Raw genomic sequence first — 21067 nt, 5'->3', positions numbered from 1 at the left:
CCGATGTGAAAGAACGTAAGTGCCATATGGAGGTTTCGGAGACGCGTGCTGCATGGTGAAGACCGTTCCGGCAGGCCCGAACCAGGCCTGCCGGAACCGAGTAACGCGTCAGGCGCGTTTGTCGTCGTCGAGATCTTCGAACTCGGCGTCGACGATGTCATCGTCGCCTGGTGCAGCATCTGCGGCAGCAGGTTCCTCTTCGCCTTCTTCGGCTTGCGCCTTATAGATGGCCTCGCCCAGCTTCATCGCGGCTTCGGTGACGTTCTGGATGCCCGACTTGATCTTGTCGGCATTTTCGGTTTCCAGCTCGTCCTTCAACGCGGCGATCGCCAGCTCGATGGCTTCGATCGTGGTCGGGTCGACTTTGTCGGAATGCTCTTCCATCGACTTTTCGGTCGAATGGATGAGGCTTTCCGCCTGGTTCTTCGCCTCGATCAGCTCGCGGCGTTCCTTGTCGGCTTCCGCGTTCTCTTCGGCGTCCTTGACCATCTTTTCGATATCCTCGTCGGACAATCCGCCCGAGGCCTGGATGGTGATCTTCTGTTCTTTGCCAGTGCCTTTGTCTTTGGCCGAAACCGAGACGATGCCGTTGGCGTCGATGTCAAAAGTCACCTCGATCTGAGGCATACCGCGCGGTGCCGGCGGGATGTCTTCAAGGTTGAACTGACCCAGGATCTTGTTGTCCGCAGCCATTTCACGTTCACCCTGGAACACGCGGATGGTCACGGCGTTCTGGTTGTCCTCGGCGGTCGAGAAGACCTGAGACTTCTTGGTCGGGATCGTGGTGTTGCGGTCGATCAGGCGGGTGAACACGCCACCCAGCGTTTCGATGCCCAGCGACAGCGGAGTCACGTCCAGCAGAACCACGTCTTTGACGTCGCCCTGAAGAACACCGGCCTGAATGGCGGCGCCCATGGCAACCACTTCGTCCGGGTTCACGCCCTTGTGCGGCTCTTTGCCGAAGAATTTGGTGACCTCTTCGATCACTTTCGGCATCCGGGTCATACCACCGACCAGAACAACTTCGTCCACGTCAGCAGCCGACAGACCCGCGTCTTTCAGAGCGGCCTGGCAGGGCTTCAGCGACTTCTTGATCAGGTCCGAAACCAGCGATTCCAGCTTGGCACGGGTCAGCTTCATGACCATGTGCAGCGGCTGACCGTTGGCGCCCATCGAGATGAACGGTTGGTTGATCTCGGTCTGCGAGGTCGAGGACAGTTCGATCTTGGCTTTTTCCGCGGCTTCTTTCAGACGCTGCAAGGCCATCTTGTCTTGCGACAGGTCGACACCGTGTTCCTTTTTGAACTCATCCGCCAGGTAGTTGACGATGCGCATGTCAAAGTCTTCACCACCCAGGAAGGTGTCACCATTGGTCGATTTGACCTCGAACAAGCCGTCGTCGATTTCCAGGATGGTCACGTCAAAGGTACCACCACCAAGGTCATAAACCGCGATGGTTTGGGTTTCTTCCTTGTCCAGACCATAGGCCAGCGCAGCCGCCGTCGGTTCGTTGATGATCCGCAGCACTTCCAGACCGGCGATTTTACCGGCGTCTTTGGTGGCCTGACGCTGGGCGTCGTTGAAATATGCAGGAACGGTGATGACGGCCTGCGTGACGTCCTCGCCCAGATAGCTCTCGGCGGTTTCCTTCATCTTGCCCAGAATGAAAGCGGAAATCTGGCTTGGAGAATACTTTTCGCCGCGGGCTTCAACCCATGCGTCGCCATTGCCGCCATCGACGATGGCATACGGCACCATTTTCTTGTCTTTTTCAACTTCGGCATCATCCACACGACGCCCGATCAGACGTTTGACGCCAAAGATCGTGTTGTCGGGGTTGGTGACCGCTTGGCGTTTCGCCGGCTGACCGACCAGTCGCTCATCTTCGGTGAAGGCGACGATCGAAGGCGTGGTCCGCGCCCCTTCGGCGTTTTCGATGACCTTCGGCTGCGAGCCCTCCATGATGGCTACGCAGGAGTTTGTGGTTCCGAGGTCGATCCCGATTACTTTTCCCATTTTTTCAATCCCTTTCTCTTCAAGGCGATGTCCCGAGGGTCGGACCCGTTATGGCATCCCACCCCCGATCTGATGTGCGCGACAGCACTACCATCGCGCGTCCCGGCGTATATAAGGGCGAGGCAAGAGGCCTGCAAGCACCGTAGAGTGCAGGTTTTCGGGAATTTGAGGTCTTTTTTGGCAAGGAATTGGAAAGGTTTGGGGTTTCCGGAATGACGCGGGTCATCTTGCGAGGGTTCGAAATCAGAAAAGGCTATCTTGATCCCGCCGCCCAGACACAGGTGATCGCAGCCCTGCGACCGATTCTGAAAGCGGCACCCTTGTTTCGGCCCGTCACGCCGTCGGGCAAAGAGATGTCGGTGCGAATGACCTCGGCCGGGGATCTGGGATGGGTGACCGACAAGGCGGGCTATCGCTATCAGGACAAGCATCCGAAAGGCGGGGTCTGGCCTGAAATCCCCCCGGTCATTCTGGATATCTGGCGCGATCTGGTCAGCTCTGAGCGCGCACCGGATTGCTGTTTGGTCAATTACTACGGAGAAGGCGCCAAAATGGGCCTGCATCAAGACAAGGACGAGGCAGATTTTTCCTGGCCCGTTCTGTCGGTTTCCCTGGGCGATGACGCCCTGTTCCGAATTGGCAATACGACCCGTGGCGGCAAGACCGAGTCGATCTGGCTGGGCTCGGGCGACGTGGTGATCATGGGCGGCCCGGCACGGCTGGCCTATCACGGGATCGACCGGATCAGATACGGGTCATCCCGGCTGTTGCCAAAAGGCGGGCGGATCAACCTGACGCTGCGGGTCGCACGTTAGCGGCGCGCGTTCCAGCTTTGTGAAACATGCTGGCGCGTAAAAAATTCACCCATCAAACCGATCATCAGCAGGGCGATCCCCACCCACAATGCGTAATCCCAACTCGTGTTTCGCGGAAAATAGTTTCGAAAGATGAAGCCCCGGCACTGGTCGATAATATGAAACAGCGGGTTCCAGGCGAACATCATCAGCAATCCGCCGCCCAGCGTGTTTGCAACGAACATCTTTCCTGAAAACACCATGTTCAGGCGACGATAGATATTGGTGAGCATTCCAACGGTTGTCGGAAACCAGGGCTTCATCGCCATGAACACCAAACCCACGGCGCATCCGGTAAACCAGGCCAATATCAGCATCGCGAAAGCACCGCCGGGATCCTGCACCTCGATCGGGGCGACCGCGACGCTGTAGATGAACAGGATCACGAACATCGCCAGCAATTGCTTGTAAAGAATACCGAGCGCCGCAGACAGGATCGTGACCATCACATTCATCGGCGAATGGAGCATCATCGGATTGTTCGCGGACCCAACCCCTGAAATCGCACCGATTGACTGGATATGAAGCATGAAGGGGAACACGCCGGACAGAACATACAGCAGAAATTCGCCCCTGATCTTTGGAATTCCGCCCCGGCCCATCAGTGACATGAGCAGGTAGAAAGTGGTTCCCATCACCACAAGTTGCAGGACATTGATCAGGATGGCGACTATCGCATTCGGGTGTTGCGAGCGCACCTTTCGTACGGTGGCATGGAACACCAGCTCAGCCGTCGTGAAAGCGCTGCCCAGCAGCGTTTGGTTACGCTTGAAATAGAACATTCAAAGGGTCTTTTCTGCTTCGTCGCCTCAAAACTGGCATGAATATCTTGCCGTTCCGTAACCGCCGCATCATAAGTCGATCGCGAGTTTGGATCAACAAACCACAGGAACGGAGCTTTTTTGTGACCTACGACGCGCTTATTCCCGTCATTCGGCGACTGGCTCTGGAGGCAGGCGACAAGATCATGGAAATCTACGAGGCGGATGATTTCGATGTCAAAGTCAAATCCGACTCCAGCCCTGTGACCGAGGCAGACGAAGCCGCCGACGCATTGATTTCGGCAGGGTTGCGTGCGGCATTCCCGGATATTCTTCTGGTCACCGAAGAACAGGCCGCTTCGCACTCTGAAAAAGGCGACACTTTCCTCATTGTTGACCCGCTGGACGGCACCAAGGAGTTCATCAACCGTCGCGGTGATTTTACCGTCAACATCGCACTTGTCGAAAACGGAGTACCGACCCGGGGTGTCGTCTATGCCCCGGCGCGGGGTCGTATGTTCTTCACGCTGGCTGATGGCCGTGCGGTCGAGGAAACAGGTGCTTTCGACAAAAACGTGACAGGTCCTTTGACGCCCATATCAGTCTCTGAACCGGACAATTCCGGGCTGCTGGTTGTGGCGTCGAAGTCCCACAGGGATCAGGCCACCGAGGACTACATCAACAAATACCATGTGAAGGACAGCAAAAGCGCGGGTTCGTCACTCAAGTTCTGTCTGGTTGCCACGGGCGAAGCTGATATTTACCCGCGCGTCGGACGCACGATGGAATGGGATACAGCAGCGGGCCATGCAGTACTGGCCGGAGCCGGTGGCCGGGTTGTGCGTTTTGACGACCATACTCCGTTGGTTTATGGCAAAGATGGCTATGCAAATCCGTTCTTTATTGCTTACGCTCCGGGTGTTGAACTGAAGGAAGCCTGATGTCTGTTCTGATTGCCATCCCTGCCCGCTACGCCTCGACCCGCTATCCCGGCAAACCTCTGGTTCCTCTGACAGGCGCGACGGGCGAGTCCATGACATTGATTGAACGGTCGTGGCGTGCAGCCAAGTCAGTCTCGGGCGTCGATCGCGTAGTTGTTGCGACGGATGATGAACGCATTCGCGAAGTGTCCGAGGGCTTTGGGGCCGACGTCGTGATGACCTCGGAAAGCTGTCAAAACGGCACCGAACGATGCGCCGAAGCGCATGAGGTTCTGGGCGGCGGGTATGAAATCATCGTCAACCTGCAAGGGGACGCCCCGCTGACCCCGCATTGGTTTGTCGAAGATCTGGTGTCCGGCCTGCGCGCGGCCCCGGATGCCGGCGTCGCGACCCCTGTCCTGCGCTGCGACGGCAGTGCGTTGAACAGTCTGCTGAACGACCGCAAGCATGGCCGTGTAGGCGGCACGACGGCAGTGTTCGGACGCGATCACAGTGCAATGTACTTCTCGAAAGAGGTCGTGCCCTTTACGTCCCGGACATATGCCGGCGATGAAGCGACACCCGTGTTTCACCATGTCGGCGTCTACGCCTATCGGCCCGACGCTCTGGCGGCGTATCCGGGCTGGCCAGCCGGGCCTCTGGAACAGCAGGAAGGCCTGGAACAGCTTAGGTTCATGGAAAACGGGCGCAAGGTTCTGTGCGTCGAGGTCGAGGCAAGGGGCCGTCAGTTCTGGGAACTGAACAACCCGCAGGACGTGCCCAAGATCGAAGAGATGATGGCAGCCATGGGGCTGGAGTGACGTCTTTTCCCCATGAATCGGACGGCGCCCCTGTGGAAACTGTCCCTCAACCAGCCCCGATGGATATCCCATGAAGACAATTCTTGTCACCGGTGGTGCCGGGTATATCGGCTCACATGCCTGCAAGGCGCTTGCGCAGGCAGGCTATCTTCCTGTGACCTACGACAATCTGATCACGGGTTGGCAGGATGCGGTGCAGTTTGGCCCTTTTGAACAGGGCGACCTTTTGGATCGGGACCGCCTGGATGTGGTGTTCGCGAAACACAAACCAGATGCGGTGATGCATTTCGCGGCGCTCAGCCAGGTTGGCGATGCCATGCGTCAGCCCGGCGTGTATTGGTCGAACAATGTCACGGGGTCACTGACTCTGATTGAAGCCGCCGTTGCGGCCGGCTGTCTGGATTTCGTGTTTTCGTCCACATGTGCCACATATGGCGAGCACGACAACGTGGTTCTTGATGAATCCACCGCGCAGTATCCCCTGAACGCCTACGGAGCATCGAAACGCGCGATCGAAGATATCCTCAAGGATTTCGAAGCGGCTCATGGGCTGCGCCATGTCATTTTCCGCTATTTCAACGTTGCAGGTGCCGATCCCGAAGGGGACGTGGGCGAGTTTCACCGACCTGAAACGCATCTGATCCCGCTGATGTTGGACGCGATTGACGGCAAGCGCGAAGGTCTTACCGTCTTTGGCACGGATTACGACACGCCCGACGGCACCTGTATCCGCGACTATGTACATGTTTGTGACCTGGTAGATGCGCATATTCTGGGGCTGGGCTGGCTGAAACAGGGCAAAGGCAGCCGTGTCTTCAACCTGGGCACCGGGTCCGGGTTTTCCGTTCTTGAGGTGATCGAGCAATCCAAGTCCGTCACCAACCGTCCCGTGCCGTATACAGTGGGCCCTCGTCGGGCAGGAGATTGCACCAAGCTGGTCTCCGGCTCTGTACGGGCTGAAAACGAACTGGGATGGAAGCCCAAAAGATCAACGTTAGAGACGATGATCGCAGATGCCTGGCGTTGGCACCAGAACGGCCACTACGAGAAATGAGGACCCGGTGACATCCAGTACTGCATTGACACTTCCCCGGATCGGATGGGATCGGAAGTACAGGTTGCGCTGGAAACGCCGGCGGCTGCTCTGGAGGTCGCTGCGCAGCCGACATCAGTTGATCTGCCAGAAGGATCAGACATCCCGAATCCAGCGGGGTGACATTTTGGCCTTTGTCACCTTGCGCAATGAAATCATCCGCCTGCCGTGGTTCTTTCGTCACTATCGCGCTTTGGGTGTCGATCATTTTCTGATCGTCGACAACGGCAGCGATGACGGATCGTCCGAGTATCTGGAGGATCAACCGGACGTCTCCGTGTGGAAAACCCATTCCAGCTACCGTGGATCGCGGTTTGGCCTGGACTGGTTGACCTGGTTGCAGATGCGCTATGGCCACCGCCACTGGTGCCTGATGGTGGATGCGGATGAACTGCTGGTCTATGCCCACTGCGACACCCGGCCCCTGCATGACCTTACGGCCTGGCTGGACCGGCGCGGGAAGATCGGGTTCGGGGCGCTGATGCTGGACCTCTATCCCAAGGGTCCTTTGGGGGATGCGGCTTATGACCCGGACACCGACCCCACAAATCTGCTGTGCTGGTTCGATGCAGGACCGTATCGCGCGCAGAGGCAAAGCCCGATGGGCAACCTTTGGGTGCAGGGCGGCGCGCGAGAGCGGATGTTCTTTACGCAGACACGGCAAAGATCACCCACGCTGAACAAGATCCCGCTGATGCGCTGGTCGCGGCGCTATGCCTATGTGAACTCATGCCATTCCGCCCTGCCGCGCCGTCTGAACGAAACCTATGATGGGCCAGGCGGCGATACCCCGTCGGGCGTGTTGCTGCACACGAAATTCCTGCCGGACGTTATCGAGAAATCCAATACCGAAAAGCAGCGACGCCAGCATTTTCATGATCCGGACCAATTCGGGCCATACTACGATGGAATAATCAACCAGCCGGACATGTGGACCCCACAGTCGGTACGCTACACCGGGTGGAGCCAGTTGGAACAGTTGGCTCTGATGAACGGCGGAGGCTGGGATTGAAAACGAAAACAAGGGCATCAACCGCACGTTTACGGTTTATCGGTTTTAAAGACGTTGCGTCAGAAGATGCAAAGATGGCATAAACCGGTAATGCCATGTCGTGCCAACGGTCACGACGGGTTCGGGGAAAGCTCGCGTTATAAAAAGGTTGGGCAGTCACGTGAGCCTGTTTGAGTCCTACAAAATGAGATTGCGGCGCAAGCGCCGTATTCTGCGCTGCCTCAAACGACGCCGCGAACTCAAGCCGGTCAGCAACAACACACAGGCCATACGGCGTGATGATATCCTGCTGATCAGCGTTATACGGAACGAGAAAATTCGCCTGCCCTTCTTTCTTGAATATTATCGCAAACTGGGCATCAACCATTTTCTGTTTGTCGACAACAACAGCGATGATGGCAGTTTTGAATTTTTGAAAGAACAGGCTGACGTTTCGGTCTGGCGGACGACGACCAGCTACAAACGGGCAAGCTATGGTCTGGACTGGTCGAACTATCTGCTGCGCAAATATGCGCACGGTCACTGGGTTTTGAGCGTCGATCCGGACGAATTCTTCGTCTATCCGTTCTGCGACACCCGTCCAATCCGTGCCCTGACGGACTGGCTGGACGGCAGTGCCGTGCGCAGTTTTGGCACGATGCTGATCGACATGTACCCTGAAGGTCCGGTGGACGCCGAACCCTATGCCGAAGGTCAGAACCCGTTCGAAATCGCGCGCTGGTTCGATCCCGGGAATTACATGATCACCAAGAACCCCGAGTATAAGAACCTTTGGATTCAAGGGGGTCCACGGGCGCGCGTGTTCTTTCAGGACAACCCCTCGAAGGCACCGGCGCTGAACAAGATTCCGCTGGTAAAATGGAACCGGCGCTATGTCTATGTCAGCTCGACCCATTCGCTTTTGCCACGCGGGCTCAATCAGGTTTACGACGAATGGGGCGGCGAAAAGGCCAGCGGATCACTGCTTCATGCCAAGTTGATCAACACTCTTGGGGAAAAAGCCCGCGAAGAGTTGCAGCGTGGCCAGCATTACCGGAGCTCGGGCGAATACAAGGCATATGCAACCCGGCTTGAGGACAAGCCTGTTTTCTGGTGCGAATGGTCCGAGGCCTATATTAACTGGCGACAGCTTGAGATCCTGGGCCTCATGTCGAAAGGAAACTGGGCATGAGCAGTCTGGGTATTGTCATGTTGGTTCATACCTCGCTGGACCGCGCCGAGCAGGTCGCGCGCCACTGGACGGCAGCGGGGTGCCCGGTGGTCATCCATGTGGATCGCAAGGTGTCCGACAATGTCTATTCCCGGTTTGTTGCGTCCTGTTCGAACAATCCCTCGATCGTGTTTTCAAACCGGCATCGGTGCGATTGGGGTGGCTGGGGTATCGTTGCTGCCTCGCAATGCGCGTCCGAGTTGATGCTGGAGCGATTCCCCGAGGTTCGGCATGTGTTTCTTGCCTCGGGGGCTTGCCTGCCGTTGCGACCGGTTCAGGAGCTGATCGACTACCTGTCAGACCGGCCACGTGTCGATTTCATCGAAAGCGCGACGACATCCGATGTCAGCTGGACCATCGGCGGGCTGGATCATGAACGGTTCACCCTGCGGTTTCCGTTTTCGTGGCGTAAACATCGCAAACTATTCGACGCATATGTAAAACTTCAGCGCCTGATGGGGTTTCGCAGGAAAATCCCCGACGGCCTGGTTCCGCATATGGGCAGCCAATGGTGGTGCCTGACCCGCCAAACGCTGTCTGCAATCCTTCAGGACCCCAGACGCAAGCTGTATGACAAGTATTTCCGCCATGTCTGGATTCCGGATGAAAGCTATTTCCAGACGCTGGCGCGATTGTATTCCACACATATTGAAAGCAGGTCCCTGACCCTGTCCAAATTCGATTACCAGGGCCGCCCACACATCTTCTATGACGATCATCTGCAATTGCTGCGCCGATCGGATTGTTTTGTCGCCCGAAAAATCTGGCCCCGCGCAGAGCGATTGTACCAGGCATTCCTGACAGATCAGGCCGGGGCGATGAAACCGGCAGAGCCCAATCCGGGCAAGATCGATCGGGTATTTTCCAAAGCGGTGGAACGGCGAACCCGCGGGCGCGACGGGCTGTATATGCAAAGCCGGTTTCCCCGCCATGGCAGTGAAAACGGTCTGACATCGTCACAATATTCTGTATTCCAAGGCTTTTCGGAACTGTTCGAGGATTTCGAGCCATGGTTGGCCGCAACCACTGGGGCCAGAGTCCACGGGCATCTTTTCGACCCCGAACGCGCCGAATTTTCGCAGGGGGAAGCCATAACGAATGGTGCTCTCAGCGACAGTGCGACGCTGCGGGACTACAACCCGACCGCCTTTTTGTCGAACCTGATCTGGAATACGCGGGGCGAACGCCAGTGTTTCCAGTTCAGCCCGCGGGACACTCAGGAAATCAACTGGTTTCTGGCGCGGGACAAGAACGCTCAGATTTCGGTTATCACCGGCGCTTGGGCAATCCCACTGTTCCGGTCCAATATGAACTTCTCGGAAATCCGGTGTGAGGCGGCGCGCCTGCAACAAATTGAAACCAAACAGCTGGAGGTGCTGACATCGGTCTGGACCAAGGCGCGGATGCGCAGCTGGACGCTGGCCGACTTCATTGAATCTCCGATGGATGCCTTGCAGGGCATTCTTGAAGAAATCGGCATGCAGCAGACCAGCCACCTGACCGAAGTGCCAACCATGGTCGACCTGTCCGGGTTCGGGAAGTTCCTGCAAAACCTCAAGAATCAGGGAATGCACCCGTATCTGATGGGTGATTTCCCGGCGGACGATGTGTTCGGTCGCCAGAAAAAGCCATACCGAAAACCGTATCTGGTGCAGTGATTGCCCATGTCAGCCCATTTTGATTACTTCGTCATTCTGGCGGCCATGCGCACAGGTTCGAACCTGCTGGAAGCCAACCTGAATGCGATGGACGGGGTTACCTGTCACGGAGAGGCGTTCAATCCGCATTTTGCGGGCAGCCTGAAATCCGACCACCTGCTCGGCCTGTCACTGGAAGACCGGGATGCGGATCCGATGCGAATGCTCAAGGCCATCAAATCGGCACCGGGTGACATCAATGGGTTTCGATATTTCGAAGACCATGACCCACGTATCCTGAAACCCATGCTGAACGACCCGCACTGTGCCAAGATCATTCTGACCCGCAATCCATTGGACAGTTATCTGTCGCTGAAAATAGCACGGAAAACGCAGCAGTGGTTGCTGAAGAATGTGAAACGCCGCGTCGACGCGCAGGTTGACTTCGATGCCGACGAGTTTTCGGATTACCTGGATCAGCTGCAAGACTATCAGCTTACGGTGCAACGGCACCTGCAAAAGACAGGTCAAACCGGGTTCTTCATTCACTATGACGACCTGACCGAGCTGGATGTCATAAACGGGCTGGCTGCATGGCTGGGGGTTGAGGGGCGGCTGACCCGACTGGATGATACCCTGAAGCCGCAAAACCCGGCGCCGGCTTTGTCGAAGGTCACGAATCCTGATGAGATGAAGCAAGCCCTGTGCGATCAGGATCGGTTCGGATTGCATCGGTCAACAAGTTTTGAGCCGCAGCGCGGCGCGGCTGTGCCGCTTTATGTTGCCGCTGCGCGGTCTTCTTTGATGTATTTGCCCATTCGGGGCGGAATAGAGCCTGTTGTTGTGCAATGGCTGGCTGATCTGGACGGATGTCAGACCGACAAGCTGATCACGGATCGAAATCGCAAACAGGTCCGTTCATGGAAGCAGGGCCATCCCGGTCATCGGAAATTTACGGTTCTGCGTCACCCTCTGGCGCGGGCACATACGGCGTTTTGCAGTCACATTCTGAATACCGGACCAGGCAGCTACAAGATGGTGCGGAATTATCTTCGAAACCGGCTCAAGCTGCCGATCCCGGGGCAAGTGCGGGACACCAATTATTCTGTTGAACAACACCGCGAAGCTTTTTCGGGCTTTCTGGAGTTTCTGCGCCTCAACCTCAACGGGCAGACGCCGATCCGCGTAGACGGCACGTGGTGCAGCCAGTCCAGGACGTTGGAGGGAATCGCATCCTTCACCATGCCGGATCTGATTCTGAGAGAAGAGGATCTGATGACCGCCCTGCCGGATCTGGCGCGCAATATTGGGCATTCAAACCCGCCTCAACCTGGCTCTTGCGCGCCGGATGAACCATACGCTTTGGACCAGATCTACGACGAAAACCTCGAAGCGCTGGCAGTTGCAGCGTACCAGCGCGACTATGAAGCATTCGGGTTCACTGACTGTGCGCCAAAAACAGCCTAGGGGCGCAAGGTAATCAGCGTACCTTTGTTGACCATCGCATAGATCTCTTCGATTTCGTCATTCTTGACCGCGATGCATCCTGCTGTCCAATCCCGCTTCTTTTTTGCGCGCTTCCGCTCTGAGCGCAGATTGGGTTCACCGTGGATGAATATATCTCCACCCGGATCAACGCCCGCAGCCTTGGCTTTGGCGACATCCTGCGAGTTGGGATAAGAAATGCCCAGGGACAGATGATACCGGCTTCTGGGGTTGCGACGGTCGATCAGATAAGTGCCCTCGGGCGTTCTGCCGTCACCGCGCTGGTTCTTTGTTCCATTCGGCGCGAACCCCAAATCGACGTCATATTCCCTGAGGATTTTATCGTTGTGCAACAAGTAAAGCTTGCGCGCACCTTTGTTGACCACCAAAGAGGTCACCTCGGGCCCGTCATAAGTCAGAAATCTTGGGCTGCCAGAGGCACAAGCCGAAAGGCTCAGCGTTGCCAACGCCCCCAAACCGAATACTCGACGATCCATGTTTCACTGCCTGCTCTGCTTTTTTTCGATCATTATGCCAAAAAAGGCAAAAACTGAAATCACTTTTTGATGTTCGACTGCTCGGCCAGTCGACGTTCAATGCTTTCCAGCCGCACAAGAACCTCATCACGATAGGCATCGGTTTTAACCTCATCCTCGGCGTGGTGGGCATCCTGCATCGAATTGACGATCAGACCCACCAACAGGTTCACCACGGCAAAAGTGGTGACCATGATGAAGGGAACAAAGAAGACCCAGGCATAGGGATAGACCTCCATCACCGGGCGCACGATACCCATGGACCAGCTTTCCAATGTCATGATCTGGAACAGCGTATAAGCAGACAGGCCCAGATCGCCGAACCAATCCGGGAAGGATGTCGAGAACAGCTTGGTCGAGATAACCGCCCCGATATAGAACAGAATTGCCATCAGCAGAAACACGCTGGCCATTCCGGGAAGGGCCGAGATGAACCCTTCGACCACGCGACGCAAACGAGGCGCCACGGAAATCACGCGCAGAACCCGCAGAATTCGCAGGGCGCGCAGCACCGACAGACCTCCGGCGCTGGGAACCAGGGCAATTCCAACGATCAGGAAATCGAATATGTTCCAGCCATTTGTGAAGAACCTGCGCCCTGTGGCGATCAGCTTCATGGCAATTTCGACCACGAAGATCGTCAGGCAAAGCCGGTCCAGCGCCACGATCAAAGGGCCTGCCAGCTCCATCAGGGTCGGCGATGTCTCCATCCCCAAAAGAATGGCATTGAAAATGATCACGGCCGTTATGAACCGACCGAAAACGGGCGCTTCGATAAAATTCAGCAAACGCTGTTTGGACCCCATGTGTCAGCTTCCCCAGTAAGATCAAGATGCGGCGCTCAGGACAAACCGCGCAGCGAGTTCCGTATGTGACGACCATCGAAATTGGTCAACGACCTGTACCCATTCAAGGGTGTAACCCGCGTTAACCAGCGTTTTCGCATCGCGCGCAAAGGTGACGGGATTGCACGAGACATAGGCAATCACCGGGCGTTGCGCCTGTGCTATCTCATCTACCTGCGCTTCGGCGCCGGCACGAGGCGGATCCAGGACAATGGCGTCGAAGGATTTCAGCTCGTCCGGCATCAGCGGGCGGCAGAACAGGTCGCGGGCCTCGGTCGTTACGCGTTTCAGCCCCTGTGACCGACGCCAGCCCTGATCCAGCGCCTCGACCATGGCGGCCTCGCCTTCAACCGCGTGAACTTCGGCGTTTTCCGCCAACGGCAGAGAGAACGTTCCGCTGCCTGCAAACAGGTCTACGATACGTTTTGCACCCCGTGTAGCCTCGGAAACTGCCTTTAACAGAGCCTTTTCTCCGTCCTTTGTTGCCTGCAAGAAAGCCCCGGGGGGTGGCGTGACGCTGGCTGTCCCGAAACGCTGAACCGGCGCATGCCGCATGGCAATAACCTCATCATCCCAGCTGAGCCGGGCCAGCCCATGTTTCTCGGTCGCCTGGGCCAACGCCAGTTCCAACGGGCCGTCCAGCGGTTTGCCGCCTGTTACGGCCACATCCAGACCACCTTCGGAAAGTGTAATCGTGACAGCCAGAACGCCCTTGCGGCTTGCGCCCAGGGTGGCCAGCGCCTCGGCCACCGGAATGGCCGCGATCAATGTCGGGTCAAGCAACCGGCAATCGGGTATCTCGGTGATCGTGCCGGATGCACGACCGTGAAACCCCGCCAACGTGCCCTTTTTCGTGCGCCTCACGGCAATCGTAGCGCGCCGCCGCGACTGTTCGGGCGATGTGTGTATCGGGCGCAGTTGCGCTTCGAGACCTTGCGCCATCAGCGCCTTGCGGACGATTTGCAGTTTCCAGTCGGCCACAAATGCATCGGATGCGTGCTGCAACTGGCAGCCACCGCACGCTTTGTAGTGGCGGCAAGGCGCTTTGATACGGTGTTCGGACGGTGTCTCGACCCGGATATCGGTCAATTGCTGGCCAACGAGGGTGCCGCTTACGATTTCGCCCGGAAGGGTGCGTGGGGCGTAGATGGGGCCATCGGCAATACCGTCGCCCTGATGTCCAAGCCGTGTGATTGTGAATTGCTGCGTCATGAGAGGCCTGATAGCCGGGCTTTCACAGCAAAAAAACCCTTATTCCGCAGCTTCTGCCTGAATGAAACCGCCCGACTGGCGGTGCCAGAACCGCGCATACAGCCCGCCCAGGTCCAGCAACGCCTCATGGGTTCCGGTTTCCACGATCCGTCCCTGGTCCAAAACAACAATCCGGTCCATTTCGCTGAGCGTGGACAGACGGTGCGCAATGGCCAGCACGGTTTTGCCCTGCATCACCCGATGCAGCGCGGTCTGAATCGAGGCTTCAACTTCGGAATCCAGCGCCGATGTCGCTTCGTCGAGAACCAGAATTGGGGCATCTTTCAGAATGGCGCGCGCCAGAGCTATCCGTTGTCTCTGCCCGCCGCTGAGTTTCACGCCCCGCTCCCCCAGATGAGCATCATAGCCCTTACGACCATGAGCATCTTCAAGACTCAGGATGAAGTCATGCGCTTCGGCCTTCTTTGCGGCCTCGATCATCTCGGCCTCTGAGGCGTCCGGCCGGCCATACAGAATGTTCTCACGAGCAGACCGGTTGAACATCGCCGTTTCCTGCGTAACCATACCGATCTGTCGGCGCAGGCTGTCCTGCGTCACCTGCGACACGTCCTGGCCGTCGATGCGAATGGCGCCACTTTCCTTGTCATAGAGCCTAAGCAACAGCGAAACGAGCGTGGATTTCCCCGCCCCCGAGGCACCGACGATGCCCAGTTTTTCACCCGGGTTGACGGTCAGGGTCAAATCCGTGACGCCACCGATATCGCGACCATAGGCGAAGCTGACGCCGTCGAATGAAATCGACCCTTCGGTCACATCAAGGTCCTTAGCCCCGCGCATATCTTCGACCCGGTCACGCTTGGTCAGCGTTTTCATCCCGTTTTCGATTTCACCGACATTGGCATACAGCCCCATCAAGGTGAAACTGACCCAACCGGTCATCTGAGCAATACGGATCGAAACAGCCCCGGCAGCCACGATATCCCCGGCGGTCGCCATGCCGCCCTGCCACAGCCACAAGGTCGCGCCCAGCAGCAAGACGGGCAGGACACCGGCCAGCGTCATCAGGATGAACCGGAAACTGGCCGACAACTTGCCAAAATCCAGCGATTTTTCGCGCAGATCCACCATCGATTCGCGCGCCGCCTGATCTTCGAATTCTGAGTGGGCGAACAGCTTCACGGTCTTGATGTTGGTGATCGTATCGACCACCTGCCCGGACACCATCGCCCGCGCCCCGGCCCGCGCGGCGGAACGTTTGCGGATGCGCGGCAGATACCAGCGCACCAGCATGAAATACACCGCCAGCCATGCCGCGAAGGGCAGCATCACCAAAGGATGAATAGACCCTAACAAAAGCAAAGACCCCATCAGAGACGCCAGGGCAAACACAATCGCGCTGATGGTTTCCGACACCACCGATGCCATCGCGTTCGATGTCTGCATCTGCTTTTGCGCGATCCGACCGGCAAAATCATCGTCGAAATAGGTCACCGACTGACCCAGGGTCCAACGGTTCAACTTGGCCAGAACCAAAGGTGTGATGTTTGGCATGACAATGTAATTGTTCGACAAGGATGACAGGCCGAACAGGATCGGGCGAAGCAACATGAAGAAGGCGACCGCACCGAGGATCATCCACATATTGGCAGCGGTCAGAAAATTCTCGGGCCCACTGGCGGTCGCTACATCAATCACGCGGCCCAGAATCCATGCTGTCCCCGCCTCCATCGCGCCTGCAATGGCCGAGAAGAACGCCGCAACAAACAGCATCGGCCACGCCCCGGACAGGCTCCAGCGGATGAACGCCCCCAACGTCTGCGGTGGGGGCGTTTCGATGTTCCTGAACGGATAGATGAGATCGGCAATCCTCATTCAGCGGCCTCCGGGTTCATGAAGCCACCAGATTGCCGCGCCCAGAATTGGGCGTAAAGGCCACCCTGCGCCAGAAGATCGGAATGCGTGCCTTCCTCGACGATACGGCCTGCATCCATAACCAGAATGCGATCCATCTGCGCGATGGTGCTGAGCCTGTGGGCGATGGCGATCACGGTTTTTCCTTGCATCATGCCGTAGAGGGTTTCCTGAATTGACGCTTCGACCTCGGAATCTAGGGCGGAAGTCGCCTCATCCAACAACAAGATCGGCGCATCCTTCAGGATCACCCGCGCCAGCGTCACGCGCTGCCGCTGACCACCTGACAGTTTCACCCCCCGTTCACCGACATGCGCGTCGTACCCGGTCCGACCCTGCGGATCTTGCAAGTCGAGGATGAACTCATGCGCTTCGGCCTGCTTGGCGGCGGCGATCATCTGCGCCTCGGACGCATCCGGCCTGCCATAAAGGATGTTGTCGCGGACCGAGCGATGCAGCAAGGCGCTGTCTTGTTGAACCATACCGATATGGCTGCGCAGACTGTCCTGGGTGACGTTCGCAATGTTCTGACCATCAATATAAATCGCACCGCGTTCGACGTCGTAGAACCGCAACAGCAGCTTTACCAGGGTTGACTTGCCAGCGCCGGAGCGACCGATCAGGCCAATCTTTTCACCCGGTTGGATGGTCAGGTTGATATGGTCCAAACCGCCGGCCTCGCGTCCATAGTGATGCGAGAGGTCGCGGATCTGGATCTCTCCCTTGCCGAGCCGCAAGGGTTTTGCATCAGGTGCGTCGATCAAATCGATGGGCTGGGCAATGGTCTCCATCCCCTCGGCCACGATACCAAGTTGGCGAAAAAAGCTGGTCAGGGCCCACATGATCCATCCGGTCATGGCGTTCAGGCGCAGGGTCAGCGCCGTGGCCGCTGCAACAACTCCGACCGAAGCGCTGCCCTGCATCCACAACGCGATCGCCCAGCCCACAACACCCACGATCAGCATGCCGTTCAAAGTGACCAGAACGGCATCCATGATGGTGAAAATCCGCATTTCGATCTGAAATGTCCGGCGGGTTTCCTCGATCGCTTCACGGGCATAGTCCAGCTCTTGCGGGCCATGGGCAAACATTTTGACCGAATGGATGTTGGTATAGCTGTCCACGACCCGTCCCGTGACCGTCGAACGCGCGTCCGATGCCGCCTTTGACGCCGGGCCGACACGCTGAACGGTCCAACGAACCAGTGCCGCATAGAACGCAAACCAGATCAGCAGCGGGATCAATAAACGCGGATCCGCCGCATACAGCAGGATCGCCGCACCAATCAGATAGGCCAGCGAAAATGAAATCGCGTCAAATACCTGAAAGACCACTTCGCCCGCTGCGGGCGGTGTCTGCATGATCCGGTTTGCAATCCGCCCGGCAAAGTCGTTTTCGAACCAGCCAACCGACTGACGCAACACGTGTTTGTGCGCACGCCAACGGATCAGCGTACCAAAGTTCGGCAAAATCGTATTGTTCAGCAGAAGTACGTCGACCAAATGCAGAAGCGGACGCAACAGCAATACAAAGGCCGCCATCAACAACAATTCCGTTCCGTGATTTTGCCAGACATCTGCCGGCGTGCCGCCCAACAGATCCACTACGCGACCCATGTAGTAGATCAGCCCGATTTCAACACCCGCGACGACAATGGAAATCAGCGCCGCCCATACAAATACCCGAAAGAACGGTCGCGAATAGTCCAGCATGAAGGGCCACAAGCGCGTCGGCGGAATGTCAGCCTCGCGGTAGGCAACAAAAGGGTCAACAAGGTTTTCGAAATAGCGAAACATGGAGAGTGCTCCGATTGAGCAGAAACAAAGACGTGCGAAGAAAGATGGCGCCTGAACACCACCCTTTACGGGGCAAGTGTCCCGGCTTTAGCCGAACCAGATCCCGTAATACATTCGCAGTCCTCCATCAATGTAACAGGCGCACCTAAGCACAAAGGATCAAAGTTGTCATCCCTTTTTGAGACTTCGCACTAATGTGCCAGCAACTCTTCGCGAGACAGCGCAAAACCGGAAGCGATCCAGCGTTTTTCCAGCTCGGCCAGCTTCTTGCCCAGCGCCGGGCCTGTGAAGTTGGGGATCAGATCCCTGGCCTGCACAGGGAAACGCGCTGCTGCGCCTGCATGCAGATCGCGCCGCAAATCTTCGGACCAGGGTTGTTCCAGAAAGGCGCAGCGCAAAAGCGTCTCGTGCAATCCGCCTTCGTCGCCATAGCGGTATCCCAGTTCAGCTATACTGGTTTCGGCCTGTGCCTCTTCACGCATCCTTGTCAGGCGTTGCAACTGCGAACGGCTCAACCGCAATGTCGCGGCATCCTCGGGCGCGGCAATGGCTGCCAGACGGCGCACCGGATCGGGATCGGCACCAGCCGCCCGTTCCAGCGCGATCAAAGGGGCCAAAGACCGGTCGTCCGCTCCCGGCAACACCCGGGCCAGAACACCGGTACTGCGCATGGTCGCAACGGCGGGAGCCGGATCAGGCGATGCCAGCAATTTCAGCAGTTCTGCCCCGACCCTCTCACGCGACAACGACTCCAGCCCGTCAAGATTGGCACCGATGGCGGCCAGCGCATCGGGGTCGAAACCGCCATCCGGATCCCCGTACCAGGCGTGAAAACGGAAGTAGCGAAGCGAGCGGAGATAGTCTTCGCGAATGCGGTTCTCGGCGGTTCCGATAAACCGCACCAACCGGGCCTCTAGGTCGGGAAGACCTCCAAGCGGGTCCAGCACGGTGCCATCGGGTTGGGCGTAGAGCGCATTCATGGTGAAATCCCGTCGCGCCGCGTCTTCTTCGACGTGATCGGAAAACGCCACGACCGCGCGCCGGCCATCGGTTTCCACGTCACGGCGGAAGGTCGTGACCTCGTGTGGGATGCCCGCGCTGACCACTGTGATCGTACCATGCTCGATGCCGGTCGGAATGGCCCTGAGCCCGGCAGCCTGCGCCAATTCAACGATCTGCCCGGGCTTTGCATCGGTGGCAATGTCGATATCCGACACTGGTGCGCCAAGCAGCGCGTTGCGCACGCAGCCACCCACGAAAAGCGCCTGAGCCCCGGATGAGGTCAGGGCCGAACAGACTTTTTGGGTCGCTGGTTCACTAATCCATGGCTCGTCAATCAGCATCATTCATTCACCCGTGCTGCAAGCCCGCGCAATATGCGGGCGGTCGCGCCCCAAATGTAATAGGGGCCGTACGGAACTGCGTAATATCTGCGTCTCTGGCCGCGCCATCGGCGCGACTCGACCAGATAATTCTCAGGATTCAAAAGATGAGCAAGGGGGGTCGAGAAAACTTCGTCCACTTCGCCGGGTTCAGGCACGGATTGGAACCTGTCCCGCATAACCGCGACAACAGGTGTTACGGTGAACGAAGTCACGGTTTCATGCGTCGGCAGGAATCCCAGGATCTCGGCCATCTCCGGAGGCAGGCCGATCTCTTCCTCAGCTTCCCGCAGCGCCGCAGCCGTAACATCGGCATCGGTTTCATCCTGTTTGCCACCGGGAAAGGCGATCTGGCCCGGGTGATGCTTCAGCGCGGATGAGCGTTTGGTCAGGATGACCTGCGGTGTATCATCAGCCAGAGAAATGGCCACCAGAACACCGGCGGGTCGCAACCGGCGCCCGGGCGGCAGAACGGTATCCGGGTTCAGATCAAAATCACTGGACCCGTGACCGGGGCGGCGCAGGGCCGCCCGGATCTTTTCAACCGGGTCATGCACCTTTGGTGTCTTCGGCATCGAACCCGACAGTGGCCGGGTCCAATACATAATGAGCCCCGCAGAACTGACAATCCGCGGTGACCTGGCCCTCGGGCGTGGTCATCTTTTCGATATCCTTGGCCGAATAGATCGACAGGCTCTGTCGCACGCGATCCTCGGAACAGGTGCAGCCAAATTGCACAGATTGCGCATCATAGACACGCGGCCGTTCCTCGTGAAACAGGCGAACCAGAAGGTCGGTCGGCGCAACAGAGGGGCCGATCATCTCCAAATCCTCGACGGTATCCAGCAGGATATTGACGCGACCCCAGTTTTCACCTTCTTCGCCATCGACCAGATCGGCAGCGGTCAGGATGTCACCGGTTCCTTCACCCGACGCGGCAAAGGGCGACGCTTTGGGCATGTGTTGCAGCATGATGCCGCCTGCACGCCAATGCTCGCCCACGCCCGGCTCGGTCGATTTGCCGAAGCTCAGCGAAAACCGCGTCGGCAGCTGTTCGGATTGCGCAAAATACGACTCGGCGCAGGCGCTCAGCGATCCACCGGCCAGCGGAGTGATGCCCTGATACGGCTGCGTGCCCTCTCCCTGATCGATCATGATGGCAAAATACCCTTCGCCCACCTGATCGAAAGGCGCAGAATTGGAAAGCCGGTCCCGGTCAAAGCTGGCATAAGCCCGTATCTGGGCGGGCTGGCCCTCTTCCTGCGGCGCATAATAGTCGGTTGCGATCATGCGCACCGCCCCTTTGGACTGTACCTGCAACGACAGTTTCCAGCGCAACGCAACCGTTTGGCCGATCAACGCGGTCAGCAAGGCCATCTCGGCCACTAGCGCCTCGACCTGCTCGGGATAGTCATGCTGTTTCAGGATACCATCCAGCACGCCATCCAGACGGGCCACGCGGCCGCGCATGTCGGATGCATCAAGTTGAAAGGGCAGGACGGTATCGTCCCACGCGATTTTTGTTCCAAGAGACATGGGGTTTCCTTACACGCCACGGGTTGGCATACCGGCACCA

At 57.7% G+C, this 21067-nt stretch carries 18 protein-coding genes; 8 read left to right on the top strand and 10 right to left on the bottom strand.

Translation table 11 applies throughout. The features are described 5' to 3' along the window. Positions 1–108: 108 nt before the first annotated feature. Positions 109–2016: a molecular chaperone DnaK gene (gene dnaK, locus NOR97_RS15600; protein WP_170345794.1), complete on the bottom strand. Its 1908-nt coding sequence runs from the start codon at positions 2014–2016 to the stop codon at positions 109–111. 212 nt (positions 2017–2228) lie between these two features. On the opposite strand from dnaK, the gene NOR97_RS15595 reads away from it, so the two are divergent. After that, positions 2229–2831 carry an alpha-ketoglutarate-dependent dioxygenase AlkB gene (locus tag NOR97_RS15595; RefSeq protein ID WP_170345795.1) on the top strand — a complete coding sequence of 201 codons (603 nt, stop codon included), beginning with the start codon at positions 2229–2231 and terminating at the stop codon, positions 2829–2831. On the opposite strand, the gene NOR97_RS15590 is transcribed toward NOR97_RS15595, so the two are convergent. Then, positions 2828–3652: an ABC transporter permease gene (locus NOR97_RS15590; RefSeq protein WP_257599729.1), complete on the bottom strand. Its 825-nt coding sequence runs from the start codon at positions 3650–3652 to the stop codon at positions 2828–2830. The two genes, NOR97_RS15595 and NOR97_RS15590, sit on opposite strands and share 4 nt — an antisense overlap. A 122-nt stretch (positions 3653–3774) precedes the next feature. On the opposite strand from NOR97_RS15590, the gene cysQ reads away from it, so the two are divergent. From cysQ to NOR97_RS15555, 7 genes are all read left to right on the top strand, one after another. Then, a complete protein-coding gene (cysQ, locus tag NOR97_RS15585; RefSeq protein ID WP_170345797.1) occupies positions 3775–4572 on the top strand; it encodes a 3'(2'),5'-bisphosphate nucleotidase CysQ in 798 nt (265 codons plus the stop codon). Continuing rightward, positions 4572–5372: a manno-octulosonate cytidylyltransferase gene (locus NOR97_RS15580; protein ID WP_257599727.1), complete on the top strand. Its 801-nt coding sequence runs from the start codon at positions 4572–4574 to the stop codon at positions 5370–5372. Before cysQ ends, NOR97_RS15580 begins: the two co-directional genes overlap by 1 nt. A gap of 70 nt (positions 5373–5442) precedes the next feature. Continuing rightward, entirely contained in the window at positions 5443–6426 is a 984-nt protein-coding gene (galE, locus tag NOR97_RS15575; protein WP_257599726.1) for a UDP-glucose 4-epimerase GalE, read from the top strand. A gap of 7 nt (positions 6427–6433) precedes the next feature. After that, positions 6434–7477: a glycosyltransferase family 2 protein gene (locus NOR97_RS15570; protein ID WP_257599724.1), complete on the top strand. Its 1044-nt coding sequence runs from the start codon at positions 6434–6436 to the stop codon at positions 7475–7477. Between the two features lie 184 nt (positions 7478–7661). Continuing rightward, on the top strand, positions 7662–8648 hold the full coding sequence (locus NOR97_RS15565; protein WP_170345982.1) for a glycosyltransferase family 2 protein: 987 nt from the start codon (positions 7662–7664) through the stop codon (positions 8646–8648). After that, a complete protein-coding gene (locus NOR97_RS15560) occupies positions 8645–10345 on the top strand; it encodes a beta-1,6-N-acetylglucosaminyltransferase (RefSeq protein ID WP_257599723.1) in 1701 nt (566 codons plus the stop codon). The genes NOR97_RS15565 and NOR97_RS15560 overlap by 4 nt, the downstream gene beginning before the upstream one ends. Positions 10346–10351: 6 nt before the next feature. After that, positions 10352–11791, top strand: coding sequence for a nodulation protein NodH (locus NOR97_RS15555; RefSeq protein WP_257599722.1), 1440 nt, complete (start codon positions 10352–10354; stop codon positions 11789–11791). Here the strand turns inward: NOR97_RS15555 and NOR97_RS15550 are convergent. The 8 genes from NOR97_RS15550 to NOR97_RS15515 all read right to left on the bottom strand — a co-directional run bounded on the left by NOR97_RS15550 (position 11788) and on the right by NOR97_RS15515 (position 21027). Beyond that, positions 11788–12306 carry a murein L,D-transpeptidase family protein gene (locus tag NOR97_RS15550; RefSeq protein ID WP_257599719.1) on the bottom strand — a complete coding sequence of 173 codons (519 nt, stop codon included), beginning with the start codon at positions 12304–12306 and terminating at the stop codon, positions 11788–11790. The two genes, NOR97_RS15555 and NOR97_RS15550, sit on opposite strands and share 4 nt — an antisense overlap. A 59-nt stretch (positions 12307–12365) precedes the next feature. Beyond that, positions 12366–13151 (bottom strand): ion transporter, encoded by a 786-nt coding sequence (locus NOR97_RS15545; protein WP_170345807.1) that lies wholly within the window; start codon positions 13149–13151, stop codon positions 12366–12368. A gap of 21 nt (positions 13152–13172) precedes the next feature. Continuing rightward, a complete protein-coding gene (locus tag NOR97_RS15540; RefSeq protein ID WP_257599716.1) occupies positions 13173–14402 on the bottom strand; it encodes a class I SAM-dependent RNA methyltransferase in 1230 nt (409 codons plus the stop codon). 39 nt (positions 14403–14441) lie between these two features. Next, entirely contained in the window at positions 14442–16274 is a 1833-nt protein-coding gene (locus NOR97_RS15535; protein ID WP_257599714.1) for an ABC transporter ATP-binding protein, read from the bottom strand. Beyond that, positions 16271–18109 carry an ABC transporter ATP-binding protein gene (locus NOR97_RS15530; RefSeq protein WP_257599712.1) on the bottom strand — a complete coding sequence of 613 codons (1839 nt, stop codon included), beginning with the start codon at positions 18107–18109 and terminating at the stop codon, positions 16271–16273. The genes NOR97_RS15535 and NOR97_RS15530 overlap by 4 nt, the downstream gene beginning before the upstream one ends. 191 nt (positions 18110–18300) lie before the next feature. Next, complete coding sequence (locus NOR97_RS15525; protein WP_257599702.1) at positions 18301–19455, bottom strand: CCA tRNA nucleotidyltransferase; 1155 nt, start codon at positions 19453–19455, stop codon at positions 18301–18303. Next, complete coding sequence (locus tag NOR97_RS15520; RefSeq protein WP_257599701.1) at positions 19452–20066, bottom strand: CoA pyrophosphatase; 615 nt, start codon at positions 20064–20066, stop codon at positions 19452–19454. The genes NOR97_RS15525 and NOR97_RS15520 overlap by 4 nt, the downstream gene beginning before the upstream one ends. Continuing rightward, positions 20041–21027 carry an Hsp33 family molecular chaperone HslO gene (locus NOR97_RS15515; RefSeq protein ID WP_257599700.1) on the bottom strand — a complete coding sequence of 329 codons (987 nt, stop codon included), beginning with the start codon at positions 21025–21027 and terminating at the stop codon, positions 20041–20043. Before NOR97_RS15515 ends, NOR97_RS15520 begins: the two co-directional genes overlap by 26 nt. Positions 21028–21067 lie beyond the last annotated feature (40 nt).

The sequence above is a fragment of the Ruegeria sp. YS9 genome (assembly GCF_024628725.1).
GTDB classification, from domain to species: domain Bacteria; phylum Pseudomonadota; class Alphaproteobacteria; order Rhodobacterales; family Rhodobacteraceae; genus Ruegeria; species Ruegeria atlantica_C.
Note: the sequence above shows the minus strand (reverse complement) of the source record. Positions and strands in the feature narration are given on the sequence as shown.

What these genes read in the sequence shown, in the direction of transcription:
- dnaK (WP_170345794.1), bottom strand. Translation starts at nt 2,016, where the DNA reads ATGGGAAAAGTAATCGGGATCGACCTCGGAACCACAAACTCCTGCGTA.
- NOR97_RS15595 (WP_170345795.1), top strand. Translation starts at nt 2,229, where the DNA reads ATGACGCGGGTCATCTTGCGAGGGTTCGAAATCAGAAAAGGCTATCTT.
- NOR97_RS15590 (WP_257599729.1), bottom strand. Translation starts at nt 3,652, where the DNA reads ATGTTCTATTTCAAGCGTAACCAAACGCTGCTGGGCAGCGCTTTCACG.
- NOR97_RS15580 (WP_257599727.1), top strand. Translation starts at nt 4,572, where the DNA reads ATGTCTGTTCTGATTGCCATCCCTGCCCGCTACGCCTCGACCCGCTAT.
- galE (WP_257599726.1), top strand. Translation starts at nt 5,443, where the DNA reads ATGAAGACAATTCTTGTCACCGGTGGTGCCGGGTATATCGGCTCACAT.
- NOR97_RS15565 (WP_170345982.1), top strand. Translation starts at nt 7,662, where the DNA reads ATGAGATTGCGGCGCAAGCGCCGTATTCTGCGCTGCCTCAAACGACGC.
- NOR97_RS15560 (WP_257599723.1), top strand. Translation starts at nt 8,645, where the DNA reads ATGAGCAGTCTGGGTATTGTCATGTTGGTTCATACCTCGCTGGACCGC.
- NOR97_RS15555 (WP_257599722.1), top strand. Translation starts at nt 10,352, where the DNA reads ATGTCAGCCCATTTTGATTACTTCGTCATTCTGGCGGCCATGCGCACA.
- NOR97_RS15550 (WP_257599719.1), bottom strand. Translation starts at nt 12,306, where the DNA reads ATGGATCGTCGAGTATTCGGTTTGGGGGCGTTGGCAACGCTGAGCCTT.
- NOR97_RS15545 (WP_170345807.1), bottom strand. Translation starts at nt 13,151, where the DNA reads ATGGGGTCCAAACAGCGTTTGCTGAATTTTATCGAAGCGCCCGTTTTC.
- NOR97_RS15540 (WP_257599716.1), bottom strand. Translation starts at nt 14,402, where the DNA reads ATGACGCAGCAATTCACAATCACACGGCTTGGACATCAGGGCGACGGT.
- NOR97_RS15535 (WP_257599714.1), bottom strand. Translation starts at nt 16,274, where the DNA reads ATGAGGATTGCCGATCTCATCTATCCGTTCAGGAACATCGAAACGCCC.
- NOR97_RS15530 (WP_257599712.1), bottom strand. Translation starts at nt 18,109, where the DNA reads ATGTTTCGCTATTTCGAAAACCTTGTTGACCCTTTTGTTGCCTACCGC.
- NOR97_RS15525 (WP_257599702.1), bottom strand. Translation starts at nt 19,455, where the DNA reads ATGATGCTGATTGACGAGCCATGGATTAGTGAACCAGCGACCCAAAAA.
- NOR97_RS15520 (WP_257599701.1), bottom strand. Translation starts at nt 20,066, where the DNA reads ATGCCGAAGACACCAAAGGTGCATGACCCGGTTGAAAAGATCCGGGCG.
- NOR97_RS15515 (WP_257599700.1), bottom strand. Translation starts at nt 21,027, where the DNA reads ATGTCTCTTGGAACAAAAATCGCGTGGGACGATACCGTCCTGCCCTTT.